Origin of the sequence: Collinsella tanakaei (assembly GCF_030373545.1) — a bacterium.
Taxonomy (GTDB): domain Bacteria; phylum Actinomycetota; class Coriobacteriia; order Coriobacteriales; family Coriobacteriaceae; genus Collinsella; species Collinsella tanakaei_C.
The window spans coordinates 62,083-85,633 of sequence record NZ_JAUDCO010000001.1 but is presented as its reverse complement, the minus strand read 5'-3'; the positions used below and the strand labels follow the sequence as shown (position 1 = coordinate 85,633).

Here is a 23,551-nt window from a genome sequence, read left to right as displayed (position 1 = left end):
GCTGTAAGGAGCGATACGCATGAACAAGGTCCTCATCATCACCCACGGTCTGTTCGGCATCGAGCTCAAGAAGAGCGCCGAGATGATCATGGGCGAGCAGGAGAACGTCGACGCCCTGGGCCTCGTGCCCGGCCAGTCCGTCGATGACCTGCGCGAGAAGGCGTTCGAGATCGTCGAGAAGAACGACGCCGAGGGCGCGCACACCATCATCATGTGCGACCTCATGGGCGGCAGCCCCTCCAACGTGGCGCTCGCCTGCGTCGCCAAGGTCGACTGCGACGTCATCCTGGGCGTGAACATGCCCATGCTGATCGAGACGATCCAGCAGCTCGAGATCGCCGAGGACGGCCACGAGCTTGCCAACACCGCGCTCGAGGCCGGCAAGATGGGTGCCCGTCTCATCAATCGCGCCAACCTCAAGGGCTAATTCGCCGCAACGGGGTACATATCTCTTAATGGGGAGATATGTGCCCCTTTTTAGTCACCCTCTAGGGATAGGAGTAACACCATGTCTGAGATCACCCTCGCGCGCATCGACGACCGTCTGGTCCACGGCCAGGTCATGCAGGTCTGGACCAAGGGCAAGGGCACCAACACCGCCTATGTCATCGACGATGCCACCGCCAACGATGAGTTCATGAAGGAGATCTACGAGTCCACCCAGTCCACCGGCGGCCTCAAGATCAAGGTCTACTCCGCCCAGGGTCTTGTCGACCGTTGGAACGAGGACCAGTTCGGCGACGACAAGGTAGCCCTGATCTTCAAGTCGCTGGCCTACGCCAAGGTCGCCGTTGACGGCGGCGTGCCCATCAAGGAGCTCAACGTCGGCGGCATCGCCATCAAGCCCGGCTCCACCAAGGTCATCGAGTCCGTCGGTCTGACCGACGACGACGCCGACATCGCCAAGGCCATCGGCGACGCGGGCGTCACCGTCTACTTCCAGAAGATTCCGTCCTCCGAGAACGTCGGCCTGGCCGCCGCCCTCGCCAAGTGCGGCAAGTAGTTGAGCCTTCGCGGTTCACGCAGAAAGGGATAGGGTAGTTCCACCTATGGAATACAAGATCGCTATCGTGAACTCCTCGTCGTTCGGAACCCGCTTCCCCGACCAGATGGAGCGCCTTGAGAAGATCGGCACGGTCGAGCGCGTGCGCGTTGCGGGCGATGCCCACGGCGCCGAGCTCGCCGAGTCCCTCAAGGACTACAACATCATCATCTCCTCGGTGACGCCGTTTTTCGATGCGGAGTTCTTTGAGCACAAGACCGACCTGCTGCTGCTTTCGCGTCACGGCATCGGCTACAACAACGTCGACGTCAAGGCCTGCAACGCGACCGGCTGCATCCTTACCACGGTCTCGCCGCTCGTCGAGCGCGACGCGGTGGCCGAGGGCGCTGTCGCCATCCTGCTTGACGCCATGCGTCAGGTGAGCGACTCGCACGTGGCGGCCAACGAGGGCCGTTGGGCCGAGCGCGCCAAGTTCGTGGGCAACGGCGTGTCGGGCAAGACGCTCGGCATCATCGGCTGCGGCAACATCGGTTCCCGTGTCGTCGAGATCCTGGCTCGCGGCTACGACCTCAAGGTTCTGGCCTGCGACCCGGTGCATCACGACGATTGGGCCGACAAGCTGCGCGCCCAGGGCGTCGACTTCGAGTACACCGATCTGGATACCGTGGTTTCCAACTGCGACATCCTGACCCTCAACGCCGACCTCAACCCGACGTCGTTCCACATCCTGAACGCCGAGTGCTTCGCCAAGATGAAGAAGGGCGTCTATGTGGTCAACAACGCGCGTGCCGATCTTATCGATCAGCCCGCGATGCTCGATGCGCTTGCGGACGGCACCATCAAGGCCCTGGCAATCGACGTCATGCACGACGAGCCGCCTGCGGCCGACGACCCCTACTTCAACCATCCCAAGGTTCTCGTGTGCCCGCACATCTCCGCCTACACGGAGGAGTGCCTGCGCGGCATGGGCGAGAAGTGTGTGGGAGACGTTGAGCGTTTCGTCGCCGGCGAGGAGCCGGTGAACGAGATCCGGGCGTAACAGCTCGCTCCACCCCCAGGCCCGCACTCCTTCGGCACCCGCAGGAGGGTGCGGGCCTTTCTTATGGACATATCGACCGCAAAGGAGCACCCGTGGGTCCGTTTCAGGCTGTGCTGTTCGACATGGACGGCCTCATCTTCGACAGCGAGCGCATGTGCTACCGCGCGTATCTGCGCACGGCGCGCGCATTCGGCTTCCAGATGAACCCCGCTTTGTACATGAGCCTTTGCGGCAAGATCGAACGCGAGGTCGTCGCCGACCTCAAGCACGCGTTCGGTGAGGACAAGGACGTCGTCACCTGGCGCGAGTACATCAAGAAGCAGAAGACGGCCGTGCGCATGGAGCAAAACGGCCGTGTGGGCAAGAAGAAGGGCCTGCTGGAGCTGTTGAGCTACCTGCAGGAGCGCAACATTCCCTACGCGCTCGCCAGCTCGTCGGTCCGCTCGCTGATCGACGAGTATCTCGAGGCCGAATACCTCACCCATGCGTTCCCCTATATCGTGGACGGAACGCAGGTGGAAAACGGCAAGCCCGACCCCGAGATCTTCCTCAAGGCGGCGGGGCTCATCGGAGCCGATCCCGCCAACACACTCGTGCTCGAGGACAGCTATGCGGGCATCTGCGCCGCCAACGCAGGCGGCTTCACGTCGGCGTTCATCTTCGACGACCTGACGAATATGGATTCGGTCACCGAGGGCTATCCGATTCTGGACCAGCCCGTGGGTAATCGCGAGAAGATTCGCAGCGAAGCGGTCCTCTCGTTCGATAGCCTGGCCGATGTCGTGGGCTTCATGGAAGTCCTGCGCTAACGTTGGAATCTCTGCGAGGTTTATCCCATGGACAGACTCGTTGTCTATAACGACGCGCGGCGGCTGGTCGCCATCTGCCTGTCGTATGTTGTCATTGCCGTGTGCGTCGTCGCGCTCGGCTTCACCCAGGGCGGCGGCAATATCGTGTGGCCGATTCTTGCGGTCATCGTCGCGGCGTGCTTTGTCGTGGCCACGGCCTTTTGCGTGCGCAAGCTGCTCGACCGCAGGCCCCTGTTCGAGTTCACCGCCGACGAGGTGACCGACCTCACCAAGCCCGAAGACGTCATCTCGCTGCCGTGGAGCCAGGTGCTGAGCGTCGACCTCAAGGCGGCGAGCAACAACGACCTCATGCTCGAGATCATGGGCTACAAAGCGGCCGATCAGTTTGACGAGATTACGCCCGACATGCAGGCGCAGATGGACGCCAGCGGGTCGGACAAGGTGTATTACGTGCTGCAGCTCTCCGGCCTGTGGGTCCGCAGCTCCCGCATGCGCGAGACGTATGCGTGGGTGCGCGACCATGTGGCCGAGCGCTTCCCGGATATCCGGTTCGGCGAGTTCAAGGACCCGCTGTCCCAGGTAGGGAAAGAGGAGGGCTAGGAGCGATGGAAAGCAAGGCCCCCTCGACAAAGCGCGCGCTCATCATGGATCCGATCGACGACGTCGCAACCGTCATCGATGCGGTCGCCGCCGGCGACACCGTGTCGGTGCGGACGAAGTCGGGCGATACGGTCGACGAGCTCGTCGCGCTCGAGGACATCCCGCGCTTTCACAAGATCTGCCTCGCGCCGCTTGCCACAGGCCAGCTTGCGCATAAGTACGGCGAGGTCATCGGCATCATGACGGCTGACGTCGCCCGTGGCGGCTACGTCCATGTCCATGTCATCGAGAGCGTCAAGACGGGGGTGAGCGCATGAGGGGCTATCGTCGACCGGATGGTCGCATAGGTATCCGCAACCATGTGCTCGTGCTCTCGACGTGCGGGTGCGCCAACGTCGTTGCGCGCCGCATCGCCGCAGCGGTGCCGGGAGCGGTAGCGGTCCCCTGTGCCAAGGGATGCGGCCAGGTGGGTTCGGGCATCGAGATCATGCGTCGCTGCCTTGTGAACCTGGCGCTCAATCCCAACGTGTTCGCGACCCTGCTCGTGGGCCTGGGATGCGAGACCACCAAGCCCTACGAGCTTGCCGAGCGCATCCGCGAGGTGAGCAAAAAGCCCCTCGAGGTGATGACGATTCAGGACTGCGGCGGCTCTGAGCGCGCGGTCGCGCACGGCGTCGAGCTTGCGCGCGCCCTTGTGGAACAGGCTGCCGCTGTCGAGCGCTGCGAGATGGGCCTGGACGACCTGGTCTTGGGGACCAACTGCGGCGGCTCGGACGCCACGAGCGGTCTTGCCGCCAACCCGGTGGTCGGCGCGGTGAGCGATGCGGTCGTCGCCGCCGGCGGCACGGTGATGCTCGGCGAGACGACCGAGCTCATCGGCACCGAGGATATCCTCGCGGCCCGCGCGGCCACGCCCGAGGTTTCCGACGACGTCTACCGTATCGTGCATGGGCTCGAGAAGAGCTTCGCCGCGGCGGGCGTGGACGTGCGCGGCGCCAACCCGTCGCCGGGCAATATGGCCGGCGGCCTGTCCACACTCGAGGAAAAGGCGCTGGGCGGCATCTCGAAGGGCGGCACCTCGCAGATCGCGGAGGTCGTCCCTTATGGCGCTGTGCCGACGAAGCCCGGTCTGGTCGTTATGGACACGCCGGGCTACGACATCGAGTCGGTGTCCGGCATGACGGCAGGCGGTGCGCAGGTGCTTATCTTCACGACGGGCCGCGGCACGCCGATCGGCAACCCGCTCATCCCCGTCATCAAGGTCACGGGCAACGCTGAGACCTATGCGCGCATGGCGGACAATATGGATTTCGACGCCTCCGGCGTCATCGAGGGGACGCAGACGATCGACGAGCTCGGGTCGAGCCTGCTCGAGCTGCTCGAGCACGTATGCGACGGCGAGCAGCCCGCTGCGGAGCGTTTGGGCTTTGACGATTTTGCCATCTACCACAATCAGGAGGTGTGGTGCACCTGCCTGCCGTAAGCGCAGGCCTGCGCCGACCCTGTGGTGCATATAACGGGAAGTAAGCTCGACAAGAGAGAGGAAGCAAGATGTCGACTGAGTACATGAAGAACAATGGTTTCTACGAGCAGGTCGAGAAGACGGGCGTCGTGCCGGTCGTCGTGCTCGAGAAGGTCGAGGACGCCGTCCCCATGGCCAGCGCGCTGGTTGCCGGCGGGCTTCCCGCGGCTGAGGTGACCTTCCGCACCGCGGCTGCCGCCGACTGCATCCACGAGATGGCCGAGAAGTGCCCCGACATCCTGGTCGGTGCCGGTACGGTGGTGAACCTCGAGCAGTGCAAGAAGGCCGTCGATGCGGGCGCGAAGTTCATCGTGTCCCCGGGCTACGACATGGCCATCATCGACTGGTGCCTTGAGCATGAGATCAACCTCATCCCCGGCGGCGTGACTCCCGCCGAGCTGACGACCCTCATCAACCTGGGCTTCGATATCACCAAGTTCTTCCCCGCCAACCTCTACGGTGGCCTGAAGGCCATCGAGGCGCTTGCCGCCGTGTTCGTCGGCCACCGCTTCATGCCCACCGGCGGCGTGAGCCCCGACAACGTGCGTGACTTCCTGGGATCCAAGGCGATCCTCGCCGCGGGCGGCACCTGGATGGTCAAGCCCAACCTGTTCGCCGACGGCGACTTCTCGCGCGTCGAGGCCCTGACGGCCGAGGCCGCGGCTGCCGTCCGCGAGATCCGCGGCTAAGCCGCCGGACCGTTACGGTCTTTCCGGCGCACGGTGGGCTGCAGGGGCATCGCGCCCGCCGTGCGTCGAAAGATACCCTGTTCACGAGCATCGAAAAAGGGAGAAAGAGGGAACTATGGCAGTGGAACTGGATACCGCGATCAAGTTTGGCGCCGGTCGCGTGCGCTGTGAGCGCGGTCTTTTGGAGCAGATGGGCGATGAGCTCAAGCGTTTCGGCAACAAGATGCTGATCGTCGCCGGTCCGCGCTCCTGGGACGCGGTCAAGGACCGTCTGGTCCCGAGCATGGAGGCCGCGGGCGTCGAGTGGCAGCTTGAGATCTGGACGGGCTGGTGCTGCTACGAGGGCGCCGAGGAGCTGGCCGCCAAGGCGCACGAGGCCGGCTGCGACGAGATCGTCGGCGTCGGCGGCGGCAAGATCACCGACCTTGCCAAGGCCGTGGGCGAGGTGGCGCATCTGGGCGCCATCAACGTCCCCACGTCCGCATCCACCTGCGCGCCGTTCACCTGCATGAGCGTCATGTACACCGCCGAGGGCGGCAAGCTGCGCTCCTGGCGTTTTGACCACGAGATCGACGGCGTGTACATGGATCTCGACGTGATCGCCGCCTGCCCGCACCGCTACAACGCCGCCGGCATCATGGACGCCATGGCCAAGAAGATCGAGATGCTGAACGGCCAGCCCGAGATGCATCTCGAGGATACGCCGATCGACGTCTTCACGGCTTTCAACATGGCTGCCTACGTCTACGATGTGCTCGAGAAGATCGCGCTTCCCGCCATCGAGGACAACCGCGCCGGCGAGGTCACCAAGAACCTCACCGACATGGCCTTCCTGAACGTGATCACCACCGGCGTGATCGCCAACACCACCAAGAGCTTCCGTCAGTCGGAGCTCGCCCACGTGATCTACGACGGCGTGCGCACGCACTTCACGCACGAGGCCGCCGAGGCCATTCACGGCGAGATCGTCGCCGTGGGCCTGTTCTGCCAGCTGTACTTCAACGGCCTGAAAGACAAGGAGGACGAGCTGCGCGAGTTCATGCGCAAGATGGATCTTCCGCTGACTCTGGGCGAGCTCGGCATCGAGCCCACCGAGGAGAACCTCAACACCATCGAGGAGTACATCGTCAACTCCCGCCACTACAACAGCGACGACCCGGCTGACCGTCAGCGCCTGCACGAGGCCGTTCGCGAGATGGTGTAGCGACCCTTCGCCGTGGTACGGTAAACTGTAGGATCAACATGTGCGGGCGCGATGCGCCTGCGCGGGATACCGAGCCTTCGGCTCGCGGAGAAAAGGAGAACGTCCCATGTATTCTGAGGAGACCACGATCGTCAACGCCACCGGTCTGCACGCCCGCCCGGCGTCGCTGTTCTGCAAGACGGCTTCCGGTTTCAAGTCCAACGTCACCGTCAAGAAGGCCGATGCTGAGGGCGACGGCGTGAATGCCAAGAGCATGCTCGCGCTGATGACCCAGGGCCTGGCCTGCGGCACCACGATCTGCATCGCCGCCGACGGCGAGGACGAGCAGGAGGCCGTGAAGGCGCTCGTCGAGCTCATCAACAGCGGCTGCGGCGAGTAAGCTACCCGCACATACGCGTTGCGCGCCCCGATTGGCCCTGTGCCGATCGGGGTGTTTTAACCCCTCCCGGCCCGTCCCCTCCCGTCCCGGCGATTCCGTGCACGGAGCGGCAGAAAAAGACCCGGTTGGCGGGGAGCCAACCGGGTCTTAAGTCGCTGCGCTGTGAGCGAGACGTGCGATTACGCGCCGAGCAGAGCGCCGTCCTTGGCGGGGCCGACCTCCTTGAGGTAGCGCGCGAGGACCTTGCCCTTGAAGTCATGGACGACCGGAGTCCAGTTCTGGCGACGCGCCTCGAGCTCCTCGTCGGTGATGTCGAAGGAGATCGCGTTGTCGGCCAGGTTGATGTGGACCATGTCGCCGTCCTGGATCAGCGCGATGGGGCCGCCCTCAGCAGCCTCGGGGCACAGATAGCCGACGGACAGGCCGCCGGAGGCGCCGGAGAAGCGGCCGTCGGTGATGACAGCGGAGCCCGGGATGCCCTTCATGATCTCGGTGACGCGGTGCAGCTCCTTCATGCCCGGGCCGCCCTTGGGGCCCTCGTAGCGGATGATGACTGCGGTGCCAGCGGGGATCTTGTGCGCGTTGTAGGCGGCGAAGCACTCCTCCTCGCTGTTGAAGCACATGGCCGGGCCGTCGAAGGTGTGCTGATCGTCGGGCACCGCGGAGGTCTTGACGAGCGTGCCCTCGGGAGCGAGGTTGCCGTAGAGGACCTGGATGCCGTTGGCGACGGAGGCGGGGTCATCCTGCGTGCGGATGACGGAGCGGTCGATCTTGATGTCGGCCTCGAGGTTCTCGCCGAGCGTCTTGCCGTTGATGGTCATGACGGAGGTGTCGAGATCCTTCTCGATGGTCTTGAGGACCGCGGGCACGCCGCCGGCCTTGTAGAGGTTGATGCAGGACATATCACCATTGGGCGTGATGTTGGTGACCAGCGGCACGCGGCTCGTGGTCTCGGCGACCTGCGCCCAGGTGACCTCGAGACCGAGCTCGGCGGCGATGGCCGGCAGGTGCAGCAGGGCGTTGAGCGAGCCGCCGATGGAGGCGAGCAGCGTCACGGCGTTCTGGAAGGCGGCCTCGGTCATGATGTCGCTCGGCTTGATGCCCTTACGGACCAGGTCGACGACGGCGGCGCCGGTGCGGCGGGCCAGGAAGCGGCGCATGGCGGTGGGGGCGGGCTGCAGCGCGCCGCCGGGGACCATCATGCCCAGGCCCTCGGCCAGGCAGCACATGGTGTTGGCGGTACCCAGGAACGGGCAGATGCCAGGGCCGGTGTAGTACTTGAGCGTGCCCTCGATGACGTCGAGCTCGGTGGCCTCGCCGCGCAGGAAGGACGCGCGCAGGGCCTTGGAGTCGCTCGGCTTGATCTCGTCCCAGCAGGGACCGGCGGACACAAGGGCGCCGGGCAGGTTGATACGGCCGGCGGCCATGAGCATGGCCGGGACGATCTTGTCGCAGCTGGCCATGTAGACGACGCCGTCGAAGACGTTCAGGCCGAGGATCTGGGCCTCGCAGGAGTCGGCGATGATCTCGCGGTGCGGGAGGCTGTAGTGCATGCCGGCATGGCCCTGGGCGATGCCGTCGCAGATGGCGATGGTGTTGAACTCGATGGGCTCGCCACCGGCCTCGAGGATGCCCTTCTTGACCTCGGACGCGAGCTGGCGCAGCGGCTCGTGGCCGGGGCACATCTCGTTCCAGCTGTTGGCGATCGCGATCAGGGGCTTGTCGGGATTCTCGAGAGAATCGACGGCAACGCCGGTGGAGGCGAGGTGCGCCTTGGTGATTGCCCGCTGGAAGGGCTCAAGCTTGTCGATTGCGCGTTCCACGAAAAACTCCTTTCCTTGCGGCTCCCCCTCTGCGGAGCCTGTTTCGTCCTGCGGACGATGTCAGATAAGGGTTCGGGCGCCTCCCGCCCGTGCTGCGGGTAGAAGACGTCGACACAGCTTAATACTGCAGGAAAGCGAAGCTGTTTTGCAAGGGTTTTTCGCCGACCGTAGAAAATTTTTTTCCAAACGGAAATACCTGCGTAGAGGTAGTAAATAGTCAGCTCGTATACCCGAGCTTCGCCCCTGTTTTCCCGGCATCTATCGAAAGAATTTTCTTATCGCGCGCGACGTGCTGCGGATTTGTTCACCGCGCCGCATCGCTTCTGTGCGCCGTGCGCACCGCGCACTGGTCGCTGGTATGATAGCGGTGCGCATATAGGAATCGCGACGGCTTCGCGCGTCGAGGTTGGAAGGACTGATATGGAAGACTACAAGCGGGAATTCATCGAGTTCATGGTCGAGTCCGACGTGCTCAAGTTCGGAGAGTTCACGCTCAAGAGCGGGCGCACCTCGCCGTTCTACATGAACGCCGGCGCCTACGTTACCGGCGAGCAGCTCAAGCGTCTGGGCGAGTACTACGCCCGCGCGATCCACGACAACTTCGGCCTCGATTTCGACGTCGTCTTCGGGCCTGCGTACAAGGGCATCCCCCTGTCCGTCGTTACCACCATCGCCCTGCACGAGCTCTACGGCAAGGAGGTCAAGTACTGCTCTGATCGCAAGGAGGTCAAGGACCACGGCGCCGACAAGGGCGGTATGCTCGGCTATGAGCTCAAGGACGGCGACCGCGTGGTCATGGTCGAGGACGTCACCACCTCGGGCAAGTCGATCGACGAGACCTATCCCAAGCTCAAGGCGGCTGCCGACGTTGAGGTCAAGGGCCTGATCGTGTCGCTCAACCGCATGGAGGTCGGCAAGGGCGGCGTGCACACCGCGCAGGCCGAGATCCAGGAGAAGTACGGGTTCCCCGTCGCGTCCATCGTGAGCATGGCCGAGGTCGCCGAGCACCTCTACAACCGTGAGGTTGCGGGCCGCGTCGTGATCGACGATGCGATCAAGGCCGCTATCGACGCCTATTACGAGAAGTACGGCGCGCAGGAGTAAGCGCCGCACGGATACGCGCTTCGTCGCCGCGGATCGCCGGCCCAAGGGCTGCGGCCCGCGGTGACATCCGTTTATGGGGACGGCGCGCGCCGCCGAGCGATGGGGTGCCGGGCGAACGCGTGCGGCGGCCTATACTTAAACGACGGCTTGCACAGGGAAGGCGAGCATGCGCCCGCGCGCCGCGTCGGGCGCGCAGTGGGAAGGAGACGACTATGTTTTGTCCGTTTTGCGGCAAAGAGAACCCCGACGGGTCGAAGTTCTGCGTCGGCTGCGGCAGCGCCCTGGAGGCGGGCGGCACCGCGAGCAGGTCGACGGGCACGACCTTGCTCATGCCCGATGACCAGCAGGTTCAGCCGACCGAGACCACGGTGCTGACCCCTGAGCAGCCCGAGCCCGCACCTGCGCCGGCACCCGCGCCCGAGCCCGCGCCGACGCCCGAGCCCCAGCCTCAGCCCGCACCGCAGGTTCCGCCTGCGCAGACCGCATCCGTTCCTCCCCAGCAGCCTCCTGTCTATGCCGGGCAGACCGAGACCAAGAAGGGCGGCAAGGGGCCGATCATCGCCATCGTCGTCGCGGCGGTCGCCATCATCGCCCTGCTCGCAGTGTTCGTGCTGCCGGGGCTTGGCGGCAAGTCCGATGAAGAGATCATCCGCGAGGGCATCTCGGCGGAGTTCGACGCCATCATGGATAAGAACTCCGAGGAGTATCAGGAGATCGTCGAGGAGGTCGACGCGAGCGCCGGCATGGATGAGTTCGGCGTCACGGGCGAGGAGTTCGTGGGCTCGCTGCTCGACGGGTTCGATTACGAGATCACGTCCATCGAGGTCGACGATGCAAACGATACCGCGGTGTGCTACGTCACGGTGACCAGCAAGACCTTCGCCGACATCCTGCCTGACCTTGAACAGCGCATCACTGAGTTCATGAGCGACCCGTCCGTCTACAACAAGAGCACGGACGAGCTGTACACCATGATGGGCGAGGTCGTGATGGAGAGCGTCGACTCCGCCGAGCCGCGCCCGGTCGACCTCGAGCTTCTGTGCAACCGCGACGAGGACGGCAATTGGTCCGAGGACGACAGCGTCGAAGACGAGATCTCCCGCCTGCTGATGGAGTAACCCTTCCTCAGGGCGATGCGCCCGTCGATGCGAGGACGAAACGGACACGTAACAAATACCATACAGGTTGACTTTGCCTTGCTAAAGCGTAGACTGGTCACTGCTTCATAGGAATGCGCGGCGTTGCGTTCGCGCAGCAACAAGAAGAGAGATGTCGAGACAATGCGTGCATGCCCCCAGCTATCCATCATTCGTCAGATTATTTGATGCGGGTTGGCTTGCACGGCAGCCGGCCCGCACGATAGCGGGCGGCTGATAGACGAGGGCCGTCGGAACGGATACGACGGCCCTCGTTTTTTGTTCGATATCTTTCGGGGGAAAGGACCGACTATGAACGGAATCGTCGTTGTCGTCGTAGCGGCGGTCGTGCTGGCCGCAGGCTACCTGGGCTACGGTAGGTGGCTGGCGGCCAAGTGGGGCATCGACCGCGATGCCGTCACGCCCGCGCGCCGCATGGAGGACGGGAAGAACTTCTCGCCCGCATCGTGCTTTACCGCGTTCTCGCACCAGTTCAGCTCCATCTGCGGAGCGGGCCCGGTGACGGGCACCATCGCGGCCATGATGTTCGGCTGGCTGCCGGTGCTTCTGTGGGTGCTCGTGGGCGGCATCTTCTTCGGTGCCGTGCACGATTTCGGCGCGCTGTACGCGAGCGTCAAGAACAACGGTAAGTCGCTCGCCCAGCTGATCGAGAAGTACATCGGCCGCACGGGCCGTCGCCTGTTCCTGCTGTTCAGCTGGCTGTTCACCATCATCGTGATCGCGGCGTTCGTCGACATGGTTGCCGGTACGTTCCAGGCGACCTATGACGCGGCGGGTGCCGTGGACGTCGCCAAGTCCTATGCCGGCGGCACGGCGGGCACGATCTCCATCCTGTTCACCTTCGTTGCCATCGCCTTCGGTTGGCTCAACCGCCGCTTCCAGCTGTCCGGCGTGCGTGAGCTGGCGCTCGCCGTGGTGCTGTTCGTCGCCATGTTCGCCGTGGGCATGCAGTTCCCGGTCTACCTGCCCAAGCTCGGCTGGTTTGCCGTCATCGCCGTGTACCTGCTGTTCGCGGCCGCCATGCCCATCCAGACGCTCAAGCAGCCGCGCGATTACCTCACGAGCATCATGATGCTCGTCATGATCGCTTGCGCCGTGGTGGGCATCTTCGTGCTCGGTGCTAACGGCCAGGCCACGATGACCGCGCCGATGGTCGTCGACTTCGGCGAGATGGCCGCCAACGGCAGCTTCGTGTTCCCGCTGCTGTTCGTGTCCGTCGCGTGCGGCGCCCTGTCCGGCTTCCACAGCCTCGTGTCCACCAACACCTCCTCCAAGCAGGTCGAGAAGGAATCCGACATGCTGCCCGTGGGTTATGGTGCGATGGTGGTCGAGTCCTTCGTGGGCGTGCTGGCCATCGTGTTCGCCGCCATCATGTTCTCTGACCTCAACACTGCCGGCACCGGCGCGCTCAACAACGGCGTCGCGGCCACTCCGTTCTCGATCTTCTCGCAGGGCATCGCCCGCGGCATGACCGCCTTCGGTGTCGATCAGACGCTTGCGACCGTGTTCATGACCATGTGCGTGTCGGCGCTTGCGCTCACCTCGGTCGACGCCGTTGCGCGCATCGGCCGCCTTTCGTTCCAGGAGTTCTTCGCCCGGACCAACGACGCGCTCGAGGACGAGCAGGCCGAGCTCACCGGCGCCGCCAAGGTCGCGTCCAACACCTGGGTCGCCACGGTGCTCACGCTGGCTCTTGGCTTTGCGCTGGCATTCGGTGGTTATAGCAACATCTGGCCGCTGTTCGGCGCCTCCAATCAGCTGCTCGGCGGCATGACCATGATCACGCTCGCCGTCTTCTGCAAGTGCACCGGCCGCCGCGGCTTCATGCTTTACGTGCCTGTCGCCTTCCTGCTGTGCTGCACCTTCACCTCGCTCGTGCAGAGCGCGATCGGCTGCGTGAACGCGCTTGCCGCTTCCGGCGCCGCGGTCATCGCCACCTCCGGCCTGCAGCTCGTCTTTGCGATCCTGCTCATGGTGCTCGGCGTCATCGTGGCCTACAACTGCCTGAAGGAGCTCTTCACCAAGGAGGCCGGCTCGCTTCCCGACGAGGAGCCCGAGTGGACCGAGATGGGTCGCGCCCACGTGCGCGAGCAGGCTGCCGAGGCGTCCGCCGACCGCGCAAGCGTCGAGGCGTAGCTGCGTGAGATAGCATCGGACGTCTTTGCACATACTTCCATGCATGAAACGGGGCGCTCCATGGCGGGGCGCCCCGTTTGGCGTGAAATGAGGCCTGATGCTTTTTCCGGCGGGCAAGCGGTGTGAGCCCGGTGCATATGAAGGCGCGCCGGGCGTTGTTCACATCGGGCGGCGGCAGGGGTCTCGCGTGCCCGATGCCTCAGCTGCCGCAACGCCGCATGTGCTACGATGCAAGGCGCTGAATGAACGTCCGAGGTGCCCGCTTGCGATGCGGGCACCCTGCTGTGGAGGTGCCCGCGTTGAGGCGTGTCCTGATATCCGATAGTCCCGAAACCGTAGGCGCGCTGGCGTCGTGGCTCAATGAGCGACTGGGCGTCAACGAGAAACAGTGCTCGGTGTTGGCGCTCGCCCTGCTTGAGCGCAAGGAGCTCAAGATCAAGCGCGGGGCGCTCGATCGGGTGCTGAAATCGCTGCACGGGGCAGAGCGGATCGACGAGATGCGCGAAGCTCTGGTGAGCGGGGGCCTTATCGTGCAGCTCGGGCGCGACGAGTTCGGGCCGTACCGCATTCGCCTCGATGCTGCCGGCATCGACGCGGACGCGGTGCTTGCGGCGTTGCGCGCCGAGCAGGCAGATGGGGACGCCGCAGAAGATGCCGTTCCGTCGAGCGAGCAGGACGCGCCTGCTGCCGAGGGTGCTCGCGTCGCTGAGGAGGAGGCCGCCTGCCGGGATTCCGGCGGTGATGCTCCTGCATCCAACAAGAACGACGGCCGCGTGCGCGAGCGCCGCGAGCGCAGGCGTCGCTCGGTTCGCAAGGGGGCCGAGCGGCGCGAAGCCGAGCCCCTGGCCAAGCGCGCGCCGCGCGGTGCTGTTGCCAGCGAGCGCGCTCCGAAGGCGGCTGCGCCTCGTGAGGAGCGTCGTTCGCGCGGCCTTGCCGTCGTCAAGCGCGGCTTGAATGCAGTGATCTCGCTTCGCAAGCGCGCGGCGGCGGTTTCCACGACGAAGGATGCCGCGAAGACCGAGACGCCGAGAAAGCCTGCTGGACAGCCGAGTGTGCCCGACGACGTCGCACGTGTGCAGGCGTGGCTCGACGCCCATGCGGGCGAGCAGGTTTCCTATGCCTCGCGGCGGCAGCGCGCCTACCAGATCTTCGATGACGAGAAGGCGCTTGAGGGCAAACGCGGCGACCGGCTGATGCGCCAGCTCACCTCCAAGGGCATCAATCCGAATGCCCTGCGGATCGCCTCGTGCCAGATGTCTCCGCTGCAGGGCTTTTATGGGCTCGGCGCCGACCAGCCGTTTATTGTGGTGGAGAACATCGATACCTACGAGGAGATCGTGACGCTGCTGAAAGGCCGCAAGAGCGTGCGCCTGTTTGGCAGGCGCATCGGCGGTGTGATCTTCGGCGCGGGCCACAACGCGTGCGTTGCACATGCTTTGGATGACTATCTGAACGACATTGGGTACGGCTTTTCGTACGTGTACTATGCGGGCGACATCGACCGTGAGGGCGCGCGCCTGGTCGAGCGCGCACGCGAGGTGAACGTGATGGAGATCCGCTTGCACGTGGGCATGTATCGCGCGATGTTCGCGGCGAACCGGGCGCACGTGCAGCAGCTCGGCAACGAGCGCGAAAGCGCGGCGAACAACCAGGAAAGCCCGCGCGATTTCGCGCGGCTCGTGAAGGATTTGCCCCTGTCGCTGCGCATTCCGTTTAAGCGGGCACTGAGCGACAACATCAGAATCCCGCAGGAAGTGCTGACCGGCGAGGATTTCCGTCGTGCAAGCCATGGTGCCGTCGACCGGATGCTGAACAGCTAGGTGTCGGCTCGCCCCGCCTCATGGGGTAGAACTGTCGGGCGTGCCCGTCTCGCGCACGCCCGACTTTGGGGTGCCGCGCGCTAAGTGGGGACCGTCGGGCGGGATGATGCGTTCGTTTTCGCGCTGATGGTCACGAGGACACGTTTCCTGTCAGATTGAGCGAGAAGCGGCCTCCGCTTGAGCCCGAATGGGGTGCCATTGGGGGATTGTTGAGGAGTCAGCCGGGGCTGCGATGCCCAGCCGTTGACGTTTCCGCAGGATTGATGAGCGCACACACGACGGCGGGACGCCCTTCGGGGATCCGACCTTTCAGTAATCGTCATCTCGTGACCACAGCGCGGATCACGAACGATCGCTGGGCGCTCGATGGGGCGGATGCCGGAGATTATTCCACGTGCATCGCGCCCATGCTCGCGAAGAGGGGTGTCGGTCGCTCACCTGCGGCGAGTGACCTCCCGCTAAGGGCGGCTGCGCCGCCCTTGCGACTCATGCTGGCAAAGGCGCTCACGCGCTTTGCGCAGCATGAGGCCCTTCGGGTTCGAATCCCTCTGCCCCAGCCATAGGCGATAAAAGAAGGCCAGCGGATTTTTCCGCTGGCCTTCTTTTATCGCCTATGGCTGGGGCAGAGGGATTCGAACCCCCGTAACCGGCACCAAAAACCGGGGTCCTGCCGCTGGACGATGCCCCAAAACATGACCGTGGCGAGGCTCGTCGGCCCCGCACGGCGCAATCAGTGTACCTAATCGCTCAATGCCGCGCAAACGCCGTCGAGCATGCGAACGGCCAGTGTCTGGGCATCGCTCGAGGTGAACATGCCGTTGTATCCGGTAATGCCGGAAAGCTCGATACGGATATGCGCCGGCTTGCTCTTGGCCGCGGCGAACGCCGTGCTGATGCGCTGCGTCAGGCTGTTGCACTCGGCAAGCACAATGGTGGGCGTGGGCTCCGCGTCCTCGGGGAGGCTGTCGCTGGCCAGCTCGAGGACAAGGTCGACATCATCGGGATAGCCGGCGTCGCACAGGACCATGCCGCTCGACTCGGTCGTCGCCTGAGCGATGTTCCACATGCGCGACGCCACAGCGCGCGAGATGGGGTCGTCGCCGCACACGGCGATGCGGTAGTTCTCGAGCACTTCGGCGGCGCGGGCAAACCCGATGCGCTCCTCCGCCTCGACGATGGACGGCTTGCCCTCCCACACGTGGCGCAGGCGCGCGATATAGGCGAAGGTGTCCTGGAACGCCATGCCGTCGGCAAACAGGCCGACGTTTTCCTGGAACTGCTGAAGAGCCGCTTCGGTATGCGGGCCAAAGTATCCGTCATCGGTGCCGCAGGCGAAGCCCAACACGTTGAGCGCCTGCTGCAGCGCGCGCACATCGGCACCGTGGAAATTGGGGAGACGCAGGTACAGCGTGCGGTCGCCCAGACGGTAGGAAGCGTCGACCAGCGCCGACCAGCATGCCGTGTCGACCTCGTCGCCGGGTATCAGATCGTTGTCGGCGCGAAACGCCTTCACGGCCTGAGCGGTGCTGTCGCCAAACGTCTTACCGTCGACCTCGGTGGAGTCGATGGCAAAGCCGAGTCGGACAAGCCTGGACTGAACGTCCTCGACGGCGGGACCCTGCATGCCCTTGACGATAGGATCCATGAGAACCCCTTTCCAAAGCTGTGGGAAAAGCCCGGCCGGGGCGCGGGCGGAGCGGGTGTGAATGTATCAAACAAATAGTGTATCAAGTTCTTACCAGCGTTGCTCAACATGCCGCGTGCGTGGCGATGACTTCAACAAAGAATCGATGTTCGCACGCACCGGCGGGATTGCCGCATGGTCCCAAGGGGTATCCGAGCAAAAGACGGCGCGGACGACGGGTTGCTGCGCTCACGCGTGCGAGGCAATCGTCCGCGCCGGTGTAGACCGATTTTTGCGCGCGTAGGCAGATTGTTGACAGGGGGCTGGCATCATGAGGCCAACGAGCACGCGAACGGAGGGCCCTATGGGATTTGAACGCAGGCCGCGCCTGCTGATCGTGGACGACGAGCAGGCGATCGCCTCCATGCTGGAGGATTACTTTCAGATGGAAGGCTATGCCACCGCAACCGCGACGAGCGGAGCTGCCGCTCTCGAGGCGGTGGAGGAAAGCGAGCGCACGACGCAGGCCGCCTTCGACCTTGTTCTGCTGGACGTCAATATGCCCGGCATGGATGGCTTCGAGGTCTGCCGTCATATTCGGCGGCGCCTGTCCTGTCCCATCATCTTTTTGACGGCGCGCGTGGAGGACGCCGACCAGCTGGACGGATTCGCGTCGGGGGGAGACGACTACGTGCTCAAGCCGTTTTCGCTGCAGGTGCTCGGCAGCCGTGTGCGAGCGCATCTCGCCCGCGAGTCGCGCCGGAGCGAGGACGCGTCGGCGCGCGTATGGTTTGCGGGCAGGCTGGCGATCGATTATGCCCAGCGCACCGTCGAGGTTTTCACGGAAGACGGGCAGGATGCGCCGGCATCCATTCGGTTGGATCTGACGCGCACGGAGTTCGATATCGTCGCTCTGCTGAGCAAGAAGCCGGGGCGCGTGTACGACCGCGCCTTCATCTATGAGCAGGTCTGGGGCTGGAACGCCGCGGGCGACCCCGCCATCGTGCGCGAGCACATCCGCCGCATCCGCAAGAAGTTCCTCGAGGCCTCGGGTGGCCTCGATCCCATCGAGACCGTGTGGGGTGTCGGATACCGTTGGAGCGCGCGATGAGGGCGCGGCGGGCGGCACGCGACGGCCGCGTGCGGACGTTTTGGGACGACATGCCGCTCATGCGGTCGTTTTTCCTCTACGCGGCGGGATGCGTGCTGACGTCCATCGTCGTGTCGATCGCGCTCATGATCGGCATCATGTCGGTATACGACACGTTTCAGCGCTCCGTGTGGGAGGGTCGCGTCGACGTCGGGGGCGGGCCGTATGTGTACGATGCCGAGACCGATGAAATCGTTCCCGCCGTGGCGATCGAGCTGGCATCGGCGGGCGAGGCGCCCGATCGCATCGCGTTTCTGGGCATGCGCGACCAGGCGGACGGCGGTTTGCTCGTGGGCGACAGTTCCGGGGGCGTGATCAACGCCGATACCGGGGCGCCCGTTGGATACGCCACGCTCAAGATGGTCCGCACCGATCCGTCGCTTACGGTCTACGACTGGGGCGGCAACTATACCATGGCCGATTACGAGGAAAGCGACGGCTCCCCATACGACCTGGCCTCGATTGACGCTTCGAACCTTGCTGCATACGACGCGCGCGAGCGGGCGGAGCGTATGCCGGTCACCGGTCCGATCGCTCGGCTCGGCGATGGCGACGAGGCGTTCGTGGTGTCCAATATCGGCTACTATGTCTCGCAGGACGCCATGGCATACGAGACGCCCCTTATGGTCGCGCTGCGCATCGCCGCGGGCCTGACGCCCTTCGTGGTGCTCGGTGTCACCTCGTATCTGTTCTTCCGCCGCTTCTACCGCAAGCGCTTGGCGGGCCCTCTCGATGTGATCTGCACCTGTGCGGACCGCGTGGGCCGGCAGGACCTTGATTTCGTGACACCGGAGGTGCCGGGACGCGAGTTTACCAAGCTCGGCGACGCGTTCGAGAAGATGCGCGTGTCGCTGGAGTCGTCCCAGCGCGAGCTGTGGCGCATCGTGGAGGACCGCCGCCGGCTGAACGCGGCGTTTGCCCACGACCTGCGCACGCCCATCACGGTGCTCAAGGGGACGGTCGAGATGGCCGAGCTGCGCGAGGAGCACGGCGAGCCGGTCGATGGGCAGACGGTCGCCACGATTGCGGAGCAGGTGGAGCGGCTCGAGTCGTACACGATGGCCATGAGCGGCATCGCCAAGCTCGACGACCGCCCGGTCGTGCGCACGTCGGTTCCTGCTGGCGATTTTTCGCGCGAGATGGTGCGCTACGTGCAGGAGTACGTCGGCGCCAAGCGGCCTGCGCTCGCCCTCGCCGTCGATGCGGCGGCCTTGCCGCGCACGGGGACGATTGACGTGGATCGGGCGCTGATCGAGGAGGTGCTCGGCAACGTGCTCGGCAACGCATGCGAGCACGCGCGGTCGCGCGTCGCGGTTGCGATGTCGTGCGACGAGAGCGAGGGGCACCTGAGCGTGCGCGTGGTCGACGACGGGCCCGGTTTTACGCCGGAGGCGCTGCATCGGGGATGCGATCCGTTTTACGGCGAGGCGAAAAGCGTCAAGCATTTCGGGCTGGGGCTGAACATCGTGCAGACGCTCGCTCGCCTGCACGGGGGAGACGTCAGCCTGGCGAACGACGCGGCCGGCGGGGCATGTGTGACCGTGACGTTCAACGTCGCGGCGTAGGCATGCCCGGTCGGGAGGGCGTGCTCGGCAGGGGTGCACCCTGCCGAGCACGCCCCCTTTCACGATCCTGTCATCAGGCTTACCGCGCCCTTTCAATGCGCCACTAGCATCGAAAGGACAGACGGGCGACGGAAAGGGTGATTGCGATGCTGAAGCTTCTGGGCGAGGTCCTGGTGTTGGAGGACGGCACGGAAGCGCAGGTCACGCCGCTCCGTGAGGACCGGGGCGCGCTGGCGTCGCTCGCCTTGTTCGCCGTGATCGCGGTGCTGCTGATCGCGGGGAGCGTTTTGGCATAATAGCGGGCTCGAGCAGCCGCGCGCGGGCGCTCCGCCGCTCGGGCCCGGCGGGCGCGTCAGTGCAGCCGCTCCACGAAGAAGTCGGCCATCGCCAGCAGCAATGCGCGGCAGTCCTCGTCGAGCTCGATGCCGGCGAGCGTCTGCTTGGCCCGGTCGATCAGCGCCAGGGCATGCGCGCGCGCGAACTCGATGGACCCGCTCGCCTCGAAGATCTCGACGGCGCGCGCGAGCGCTGCCGGGTCGTCGGTCTCGCGGGATAGGATGTCCACAAGCTCATCGCGGTCGCAGGAGTGCTCCAGCGCATGGACGGCCACGAGCGTGCGCTTGCCCTCGGTGATGTCGCTGCGGAAGTCCTTCTCGCGCGCCTCGCGCTCGCCGATCAGGTTGAGCAGGTCATCTTGGATCTGGAAGGCCAGGCCCGTGTCCAAACCGAAGGAGCGCAGGGCCTCTACCTGCTCCTCCGTACCGCCGCCGATGATGGCGCCGCAGGCCAGCGGCACCGCACCGCTGTAGTGCGCCGTCTTGAGCGTGGCCATGGCGAGGTAGTCGTCCACCCCCAGATCGAAGCGCTCGTCGCGCACCCAGCCCAAATCGAGTGCTTGCCCCTCGACCGTGCGCTGCATCATGTCCGTGAGCTCGCGCAGGACGCGCAGCTTGACCGCATCGCCGAGCGACGCGTCGCGCAGGATGGCGTCGGTGACCAAGGTGAGCGCGTAGTCGCCGCAGTTGATGGCGATACCGACGCCTTCGGTGACGTGCACGCAGGGTTTACCGCGCCGCAGGTGCCCGTTGTCAGCGATGTCGTCGTGGATGAGGGCGGCGGACTGGAAGTGCTCGATTGCCGCCGCTGCGCTCAGCGCGGCGTGGAAGTCGCCGCCCACCGCGGCGCAGGCGAGCATGCAGATGAGCGGACGGTGGCGCTTGCCGGCGTTTGCCGAAAACGCGCCCAAGGGAGCGTACAGGTAGCGCTCGATGTCGGCCCGGTCGGTCTGATCGCAGAAGAAAGCGGCAAGATAGTCGTTGACCTCGCCGACATGGCTGCCGAGGAATTCGGTGAACGAATGGGACATGCGTGACCTCGCTTGGGACGAGCCGACAAAAAACGGTGCCCGCGCATCTGCGGGCACCGTCCATTGTACGTTGATTGCACGATCTATTTCGTGGCGAATCCGTCGGGGTTGTGGGACTGCCAGTTCCAGGAGTCGCGGCACATGTCGTCGATATCAAACTCGGCGGTCCAGCCCATCTCCTCGCGGGCGCGGGTCGCGTCGCACCAGTTGGCCGCGATGTCGCCGTCGCGGCGCGGGCAGATCTTGTAGGGGAGCTCCTTGCCGCACGCCTTCTCGAACGCGTGGATCACGTCGAGCACGGAGGAGCCGGTGCCGGTGCCCAGGTTGAAGATGCCGACCTCGGTGCGGCCGTTCATCCACTCGAGCGCCGCGACGTGGCCGCGGGCGAGGTCGACCACGTGGATGTAGTCGCGCACGCCGGTGCCGTCGGGCGTGGGGTAGTCGTCGCCGAAGACGTTGATGCACTCGCGCTTGCCCACGGCGACCTGCGCCACATAGGGCACGAGGTTGTTGGGAATGCCCTTGGGATCCTCGCCGATCAGGCCGCTCGGATGCGCGCCGATGGGGTTGAAGTAGCGCAGGAGCACGACGTCCCACTCGGGATCGGCAGTGTGCAGGTCCATGAGGATCTGCTCGATCATCCACTTGGTCCAGCCATAGGGGTTGGTGGCCGGCTTCTTGGGGTCGGCCTCGGTCACGGGCGGGTTGTCCGGATCGCCGTAGACCGTGGAGGAGCTGGAGAAGATGATGGACTTGCAGCCGTGCGCGCGCATGACGTCGCACAGGGCGAGCGTGTTGCCGATGTTGTTGTGGTAGTACTCGAGCGGCTTGTGGACCGACTCGCCGACGGCCTTGTAGCCGGCGAAGTGGATGACGCGGTCGATGCGATGCGTGTCGAAGATGCGGTTCAGGGCCTCGCGGTCGAGCACGTCGGCCTCGTAGAAGGTGAGGTTCTTTGCGGCGTCGTCGCCCACGATCTGCTTGATGCGGTCGATGGCGACGGGGCTGGAGTTGGACAGGTCGTCCACGATCACGACCTGGTAGTCACGCTCGAGCAGCTCGACGACGGTGTGGGAGCCGATAAAGCCGGCGCCGCCGGTTACCAGCACGCAGGTGTCAGCAGGATTGAGCTTGGCAGACATGGCATCTCCTTTCGACGCGCGAACGCGGGCGCGCCGCGCGGATACGGGCTTCAGTATAGCTTAGGGTGCGGATGCTCCTTTTGGCACGCTTCGTGCAGGATATACCAAAGGACGAGCACATATGCACAGCGCGCGGCACGGGAATTGTGCGGTTTGCCTGACAAAGGGCACCTTCCTGCTGGGAGGCCCCTCTTGTCGGGGCGCCTTACAGCGATGCGCGGCGGACCAGCTCCATATGGAGGACGTTGGTGGTCGGCTCGGTGCCGTCGATCATCTGGAGCGCGATGTCGGCCGCCAGGGCTCCCTCCTGGTGCAGGGGCTGGCGGACCGTGGTGAGCTGCGGCGTGACTTTCGTCGCGATGGGGTGGTCGTCGAAGCCGATCACCGAGACGTCGTCGGGTATGCGCATGCCGTGGTCGCGCAGGACCTCGATGACGCCCGACGCGATGCGGTCCGAGCCGGCGAGCACGCCCTCGATGGACATGTTGCGATCGAGCAGATGGCGCATGGCGAGGAAGCCGTCGCTGGCGCTCCAGCCCGTATAGAGGATGCGATCGGGGGACAGCGCGTCGCCGAGGACGTTTTTGTAGCCGCGCACGCGGTCCGCGACGGCGGGGTTGTCCTGCGGTCCCAGGATCGCCACGCAGGCGGTGCGGCCGCGCTCGAGCATGGCGCGGGCGGCAAGCTCGGCGCCTTCGATATCGTCCGAGTAGACGGTGGAGAACACGTCACGATAGGGGTGGCCCTCGAGCTGTCCGCACAGCACTGTGGGGATGCCCAGCGAGCGCAGGACCTCGAGCAGGTCGCTTCCGCGGTACGGTGAGATGTCGATGACGGCATCGAACGAGCGGCGCTCAAAGTGGCGCACTACGCGCTCGCGCTCGTGCGGGCTCGAAGCCTGAAGCAGCACGGGGAGGTAGGCGGATTCCGAGAGCTCCTCGGTGATGCCGCTCAGAAACGCGCCGTAGGTGGGGTCGGCGAACAGTTCGCTCAAAGGCTCGGTGACCAACATCGCGATGGCTTCCGAGCGGCCGACCGCGAGTGCACGGCCGCGCGCATTGGGCACGAAGTTGATATCGCTGGCGATCTGGCGGATGCGCGCTTTGGTGGCCTCGCTGATGCGGGGCGAGTCGTTGAGCGCGCGCGAGGCGGTGGAGCGCGACACGCCTGCCGCCGCGGCGACGTCCGCCAGCGTCGATGTCGTGCTCTTGGATACGGTCATGTCGGCTCTTCCCGCCTTCGGGTCGTCAGTATCGATTCCGGCATCTAACTCTACTACAAGCGTGTGGAGCCGAAGTGCCCGGGTCCCACGCGCCCAGCGGGACACGGGAAGCCCCGGCGCGACACGGAAGGCCCCAGGGCGACATGGAAAACCCTAGCGCGACACAAGATGCCGATGGAACCGGTTGCGCTGTCACG

22 protein-coding genes and 1 tRNA gene are annotated in these 23,551 nt (G+C 65.0%); 17 read left to right on the top strand and 6 right to left on the bottom strand.

Annotation, left to right across the window (positions count from 1 at the left end; genetic code table 11):
* The first annotated feature begins 19 nt into the window (after window positions 1-19).
* The 10 genes from QUW00_RS00295 to QUW00_RS00250 all read left to right on the top strand — a co-directional run bounded on the left by QUW00_RS00295 (window position 20) and on the right by QUW00_RS00250 (window position 7,245).
* Window positions 20-427, top strand: coding sequence for a PTS sugar transporter subunit IIA (locus QUW00_RS00295; protein WP_235422830.1), 408 nt, complete (start codon window positions 20-22; stop codon window positions 425-427).
* An 81-nt stretch (window positions 428-508) separates the two neighbouring features.
* Window positions 509-1,003: a PTS sugar transporter subunit IIB gene (locus tag QUW00_RS00290; RefSeq protein WP_289612413.1), complete on the top strand. Its 495-nt coding sequence runs from the start codon at window positions 509-511 to the stop codon at window positions 1,001-1,003.
* A gap of 46 nt (window positions 1,004-1,049) precedes the next feature.
* Window positions 1,050-2,042 carry an NAD(P)-dependent oxidoreductase gene (locus QUW00_RS00285; RefSeq protein ID WP_289612412.1) on the top strand — a complete coding sequence of 331 codons (993 nt, stop codon included), beginning with the start codon at window positions 1,050-1,052 and terminating at the stop codon, window positions 2,040-2,042.
* Between the two features lie 92 nt (window positions 2,043-2,134).
* Window positions 2,135-2,851, top strand: coding sequence for an HAD family hydrolase (locus tag QUW00_RS00280; protein ID WP_289612411.1), 717 nt, complete (start codon window positions 2,135-2,137; stop codon window positions 2,849-2,851).
* Window positions 2,852-2,878: 27 nt separating this feature from the next.
* A complete protein-coding gene (locus tag QUW00_RS00275) occupies window positions 2,879-3,451 on the top strand; it encodes a hypothetical protein (RefSeq protein ID WP_289612410.1) in 573 nt (190 codons plus the stop codon).
* A 5-nt stretch (window positions 3,452-3,456) separates the two neighbouring features.
* Window positions 3,457-3,768, top strand: coding sequence for a UxaA family hydrolase (locus QUW00_RS00270; RefSeq protein WP_289612409.1), 312 nt, complete (start codon window positions 3,457-3,459; stop codon window positions 3,766-3,768).
* Window positions 3,765-4,934 (top strand): UxaA family hydrolase, encoded by a 1,170-nt coding sequence (locus QUW00_RS00265; protein ID WP_289612408.1) that lies wholly within the window; start codon window positions 3,765-3,767, stop codon window positions 4,932-4,934. Before QUW00_RS00270 ends, QUW00_RS00265 begins: the two co-directional genes overlap by 4 nt.
* Window positions 4,935-5,002: 68 nt before the next feature.
* Window positions 5,003-5,662 carry a bifunctional 4-hydroxy-2-oxoglutarate aldolase/2-dehydro-3-deoxy-phosphogluconate aldolase gene (eda, locus tag QUW00_RS00260; protein WP_289612407.1) on the top strand — a complete coding sequence of 220 codons (660 nt, stop codon included), beginning with the start codon at window positions 5,003-5,005 and terminating at the stop codon, window positions 5,660-5,662.
* Between the two features lie 115 nt (window positions 5,663-5,777).
* Entirely contained in the window at window positions 5,778-6,866 is a 1,089-nt protein-coding gene (locus tag QUW00_RS00255; RefSeq protein ID WP_289612406.1) for an iron-containing alcohol dehydrogenase family protein, read from the top strand.
* Window positions 6,867-6,972: 106 nt separating this feature from the next.
* Entirely contained in the window at window positions 6,973-7,245 is a 273-nt protein-coding gene (locus QUW00_RS00250) for an HPr family phosphocarrier protein (RefSeq protein WP_289612405.1), read from the top strand.
* Window positions 7,246-7,424: 179 nt separating this feature from the next.
* Here QUW00_RS00250 and ilvD read toward each other — a convergent pair whose 3' ends face one another.
* Window positions 7,425-9,068: a dihydroxy-acid dehydratase gene (ilvD, locus tag QUW00_RS00245; RefSeq protein ID WP_289612404.1), complete on the bottom strand. Its 1,644-nt coding sequence runs from the start codon at window positions 9,066-9,068 to the stop codon at window positions 7,425-7,427.
* A gap of 420 nt (window positions 9,069-9,488) precedes the next feature.
* Here ilvD and pyrE point away from each other — a divergent pair, with 420 nt between their 5' ends.
* The 4 genes from pyrE to QUW00_RS00225 all read left to right on the top strand — a co-directional run bounded on the left by pyrE (window position 9,489) and on the right by QUW00_RS00225 (window position 15,285).
* Window positions 9,489-10,172 carry an orotate phosphoribosyltransferase gene (pyrE, locus tag QUW00_RS00240; protein WP_289612403.1) on the top strand — a complete coding sequence of 228 codons (684 nt, stop codon included), beginning with the start codon at window positions 9,489-9,491 and terminating at the stop codon, window positions 10,170-10,172.
* A 212-nt stretch (window positions 10,173-10,384) separates the two neighbouring features.
* Window positions 10,385-11,290, top strand: a complete 906-nt coding sequence (locus QUW00_RS00235; RefSeq protein ID WP_289612402.1) for a zinc ribbon domain-containing protein — start codon at window positions 10,385-10,387, stop codon at window positions 11,288-11,290.
* Between the two features lie 330 nt (window positions 11,291-11,620).
* Entirely contained in the window at window positions 11,621-13,465 is a 1,845-nt protein-coding gene (locus QUW00_RS00230) for a carbon starvation CstA family protein (protein WP_289612401.1), read from the top strand.
* Window positions 13,466-13,764: 299 nt separating this feature from the next.
* A complete protein-coding gene (locus QUW00_RS00225; protein ID WP_289612400.1) occupies window positions 13,765-15,285 on the top strand; it encodes a hypothetical protein in 1,521 nt (506 codons plus the stop codon).
* Window positions 15,286-15,899: 614 nt separating this feature from the next.
* Here QUW00_RS00225 and QUW00_RS00220 read toward each other — a convergent pair.
* Together QUW00_RS00220 and QUW00_RS00215 are read right to left on the bottom strand one after the other, a co-directional pair.
* A tRNA-Gln gene (locus QUW00_RS00220) sits at window positions 15,900-15,973 on the bottom strand.
* Between the two features lie 51 nt (window positions 15,974-16,024).
* Window positions 16,025-16,930 carry a peptidoglycan-binding domain-containing protein gene (locus QUW00_RS00215; protein ID WP_289612399.1) on the bottom strand — a complete coding sequence of 302 codons (906 nt, stop codon included), beginning with the start codon at window positions 16,928-16,930 and terminating at the stop codon, window positions 16,025-16,027.
* Between the two features lie 343 nt (window positions 16,931-17,273).
* Between QUW00_RS00215 and QUW00_RS00210 the strand changes: the two genes are divergently transcribed.
* The 3 genes from QUW00_RS00210 (at window position 17,274) to QUW00_RS00200 (ending at window position 19,920) form a co-directional block, all read left to right on the top strand.
* Window positions 17,274-18,020, top strand: a complete 747-nt coding sequence (locus tag QUW00_RS00210; protein ID WP_289612398.1) for a response regulator transcription factor — start codon at window positions 17,274-17,276, stop codon at window positions 18,018-18,020.
* On the top strand, window positions 18,017-19,624 hold the full coding sequence (locus QUW00_RS00205; RefSeq protein WP_289612397.1) for a HAMP domain-containing sensor histidine kinase: 1,608 nt from the start codon (window positions 18,017-18,019) through the stop codon (window positions 19,622-19,624). The genes QUW00_RS00210 and QUW00_RS00205 overlap by 4 nt, the downstream gene beginning before the upstream one ends.
* A gap of 146 nt (window positions 19,625-19,770) precedes the next feature.
* On the top strand, window positions 19,771-19,920 hold the full coding sequence (locus QUW00_RS00200; protein WP_289612396.1) for a hypothetical protein: 150 nt from the start codon (window positions 19,771-19,773) through the stop codon (window positions 19,918-19,920).
* Between the two features lie 56 nt (window positions 19,921-19,976).
* Here QUW00_RS00200 and QUW00_RS00195 read toward each other — a convergent pair whose 3' ends face one another.
* The 3 genes from QUW00_RS00195 to QUW00_RS00185 all read right to left on the bottom strand — a co-directional run bounded on the left by QUW00_RS00195 (window position 19,977) and on the right by QUW00_RS00185 (window position 23,354).
* Window positions 19,977-20,990: a polyprenyl synthetase family protein gene (locus QUW00_RS00195; RefSeq protein ID WP_289612395.1), complete on the bottom strand. Its 1,014-nt coding sequence runs from the start codon at window positions 20,988-20,990 to the stop codon at window positions 19,977-19,979.
* 83 nt (window positions 20,991-21,073) lie between these two features.
* On the bottom strand, window positions 21,074-22,132 hold the full coding sequence (galE, locus tag QUW00_RS00190) for a UDP-glucose 4-epimerase GalE (RefSeq protein ID WP_289612394.1): 1,059 nt from the start codon (window positions 22,130-22,132) through the stop codon (window positions 21,074-21,076).
* 205 nt (window positions 22,133-22,337) lie between these two features.
* Window positions 22,338-23,354, bottom strand: coding sequence for a LacI family DNA-binding transcriptional regulator (locus QUW00_RS00185; protein ID WP_289612393.1), 1,017 nt, complete (start codon window positions 23,352-23,354; stop codon window positions 22,338-22,340).
* Window positions 23,355-23,551 lie beyond the last annotated feature (197 nt).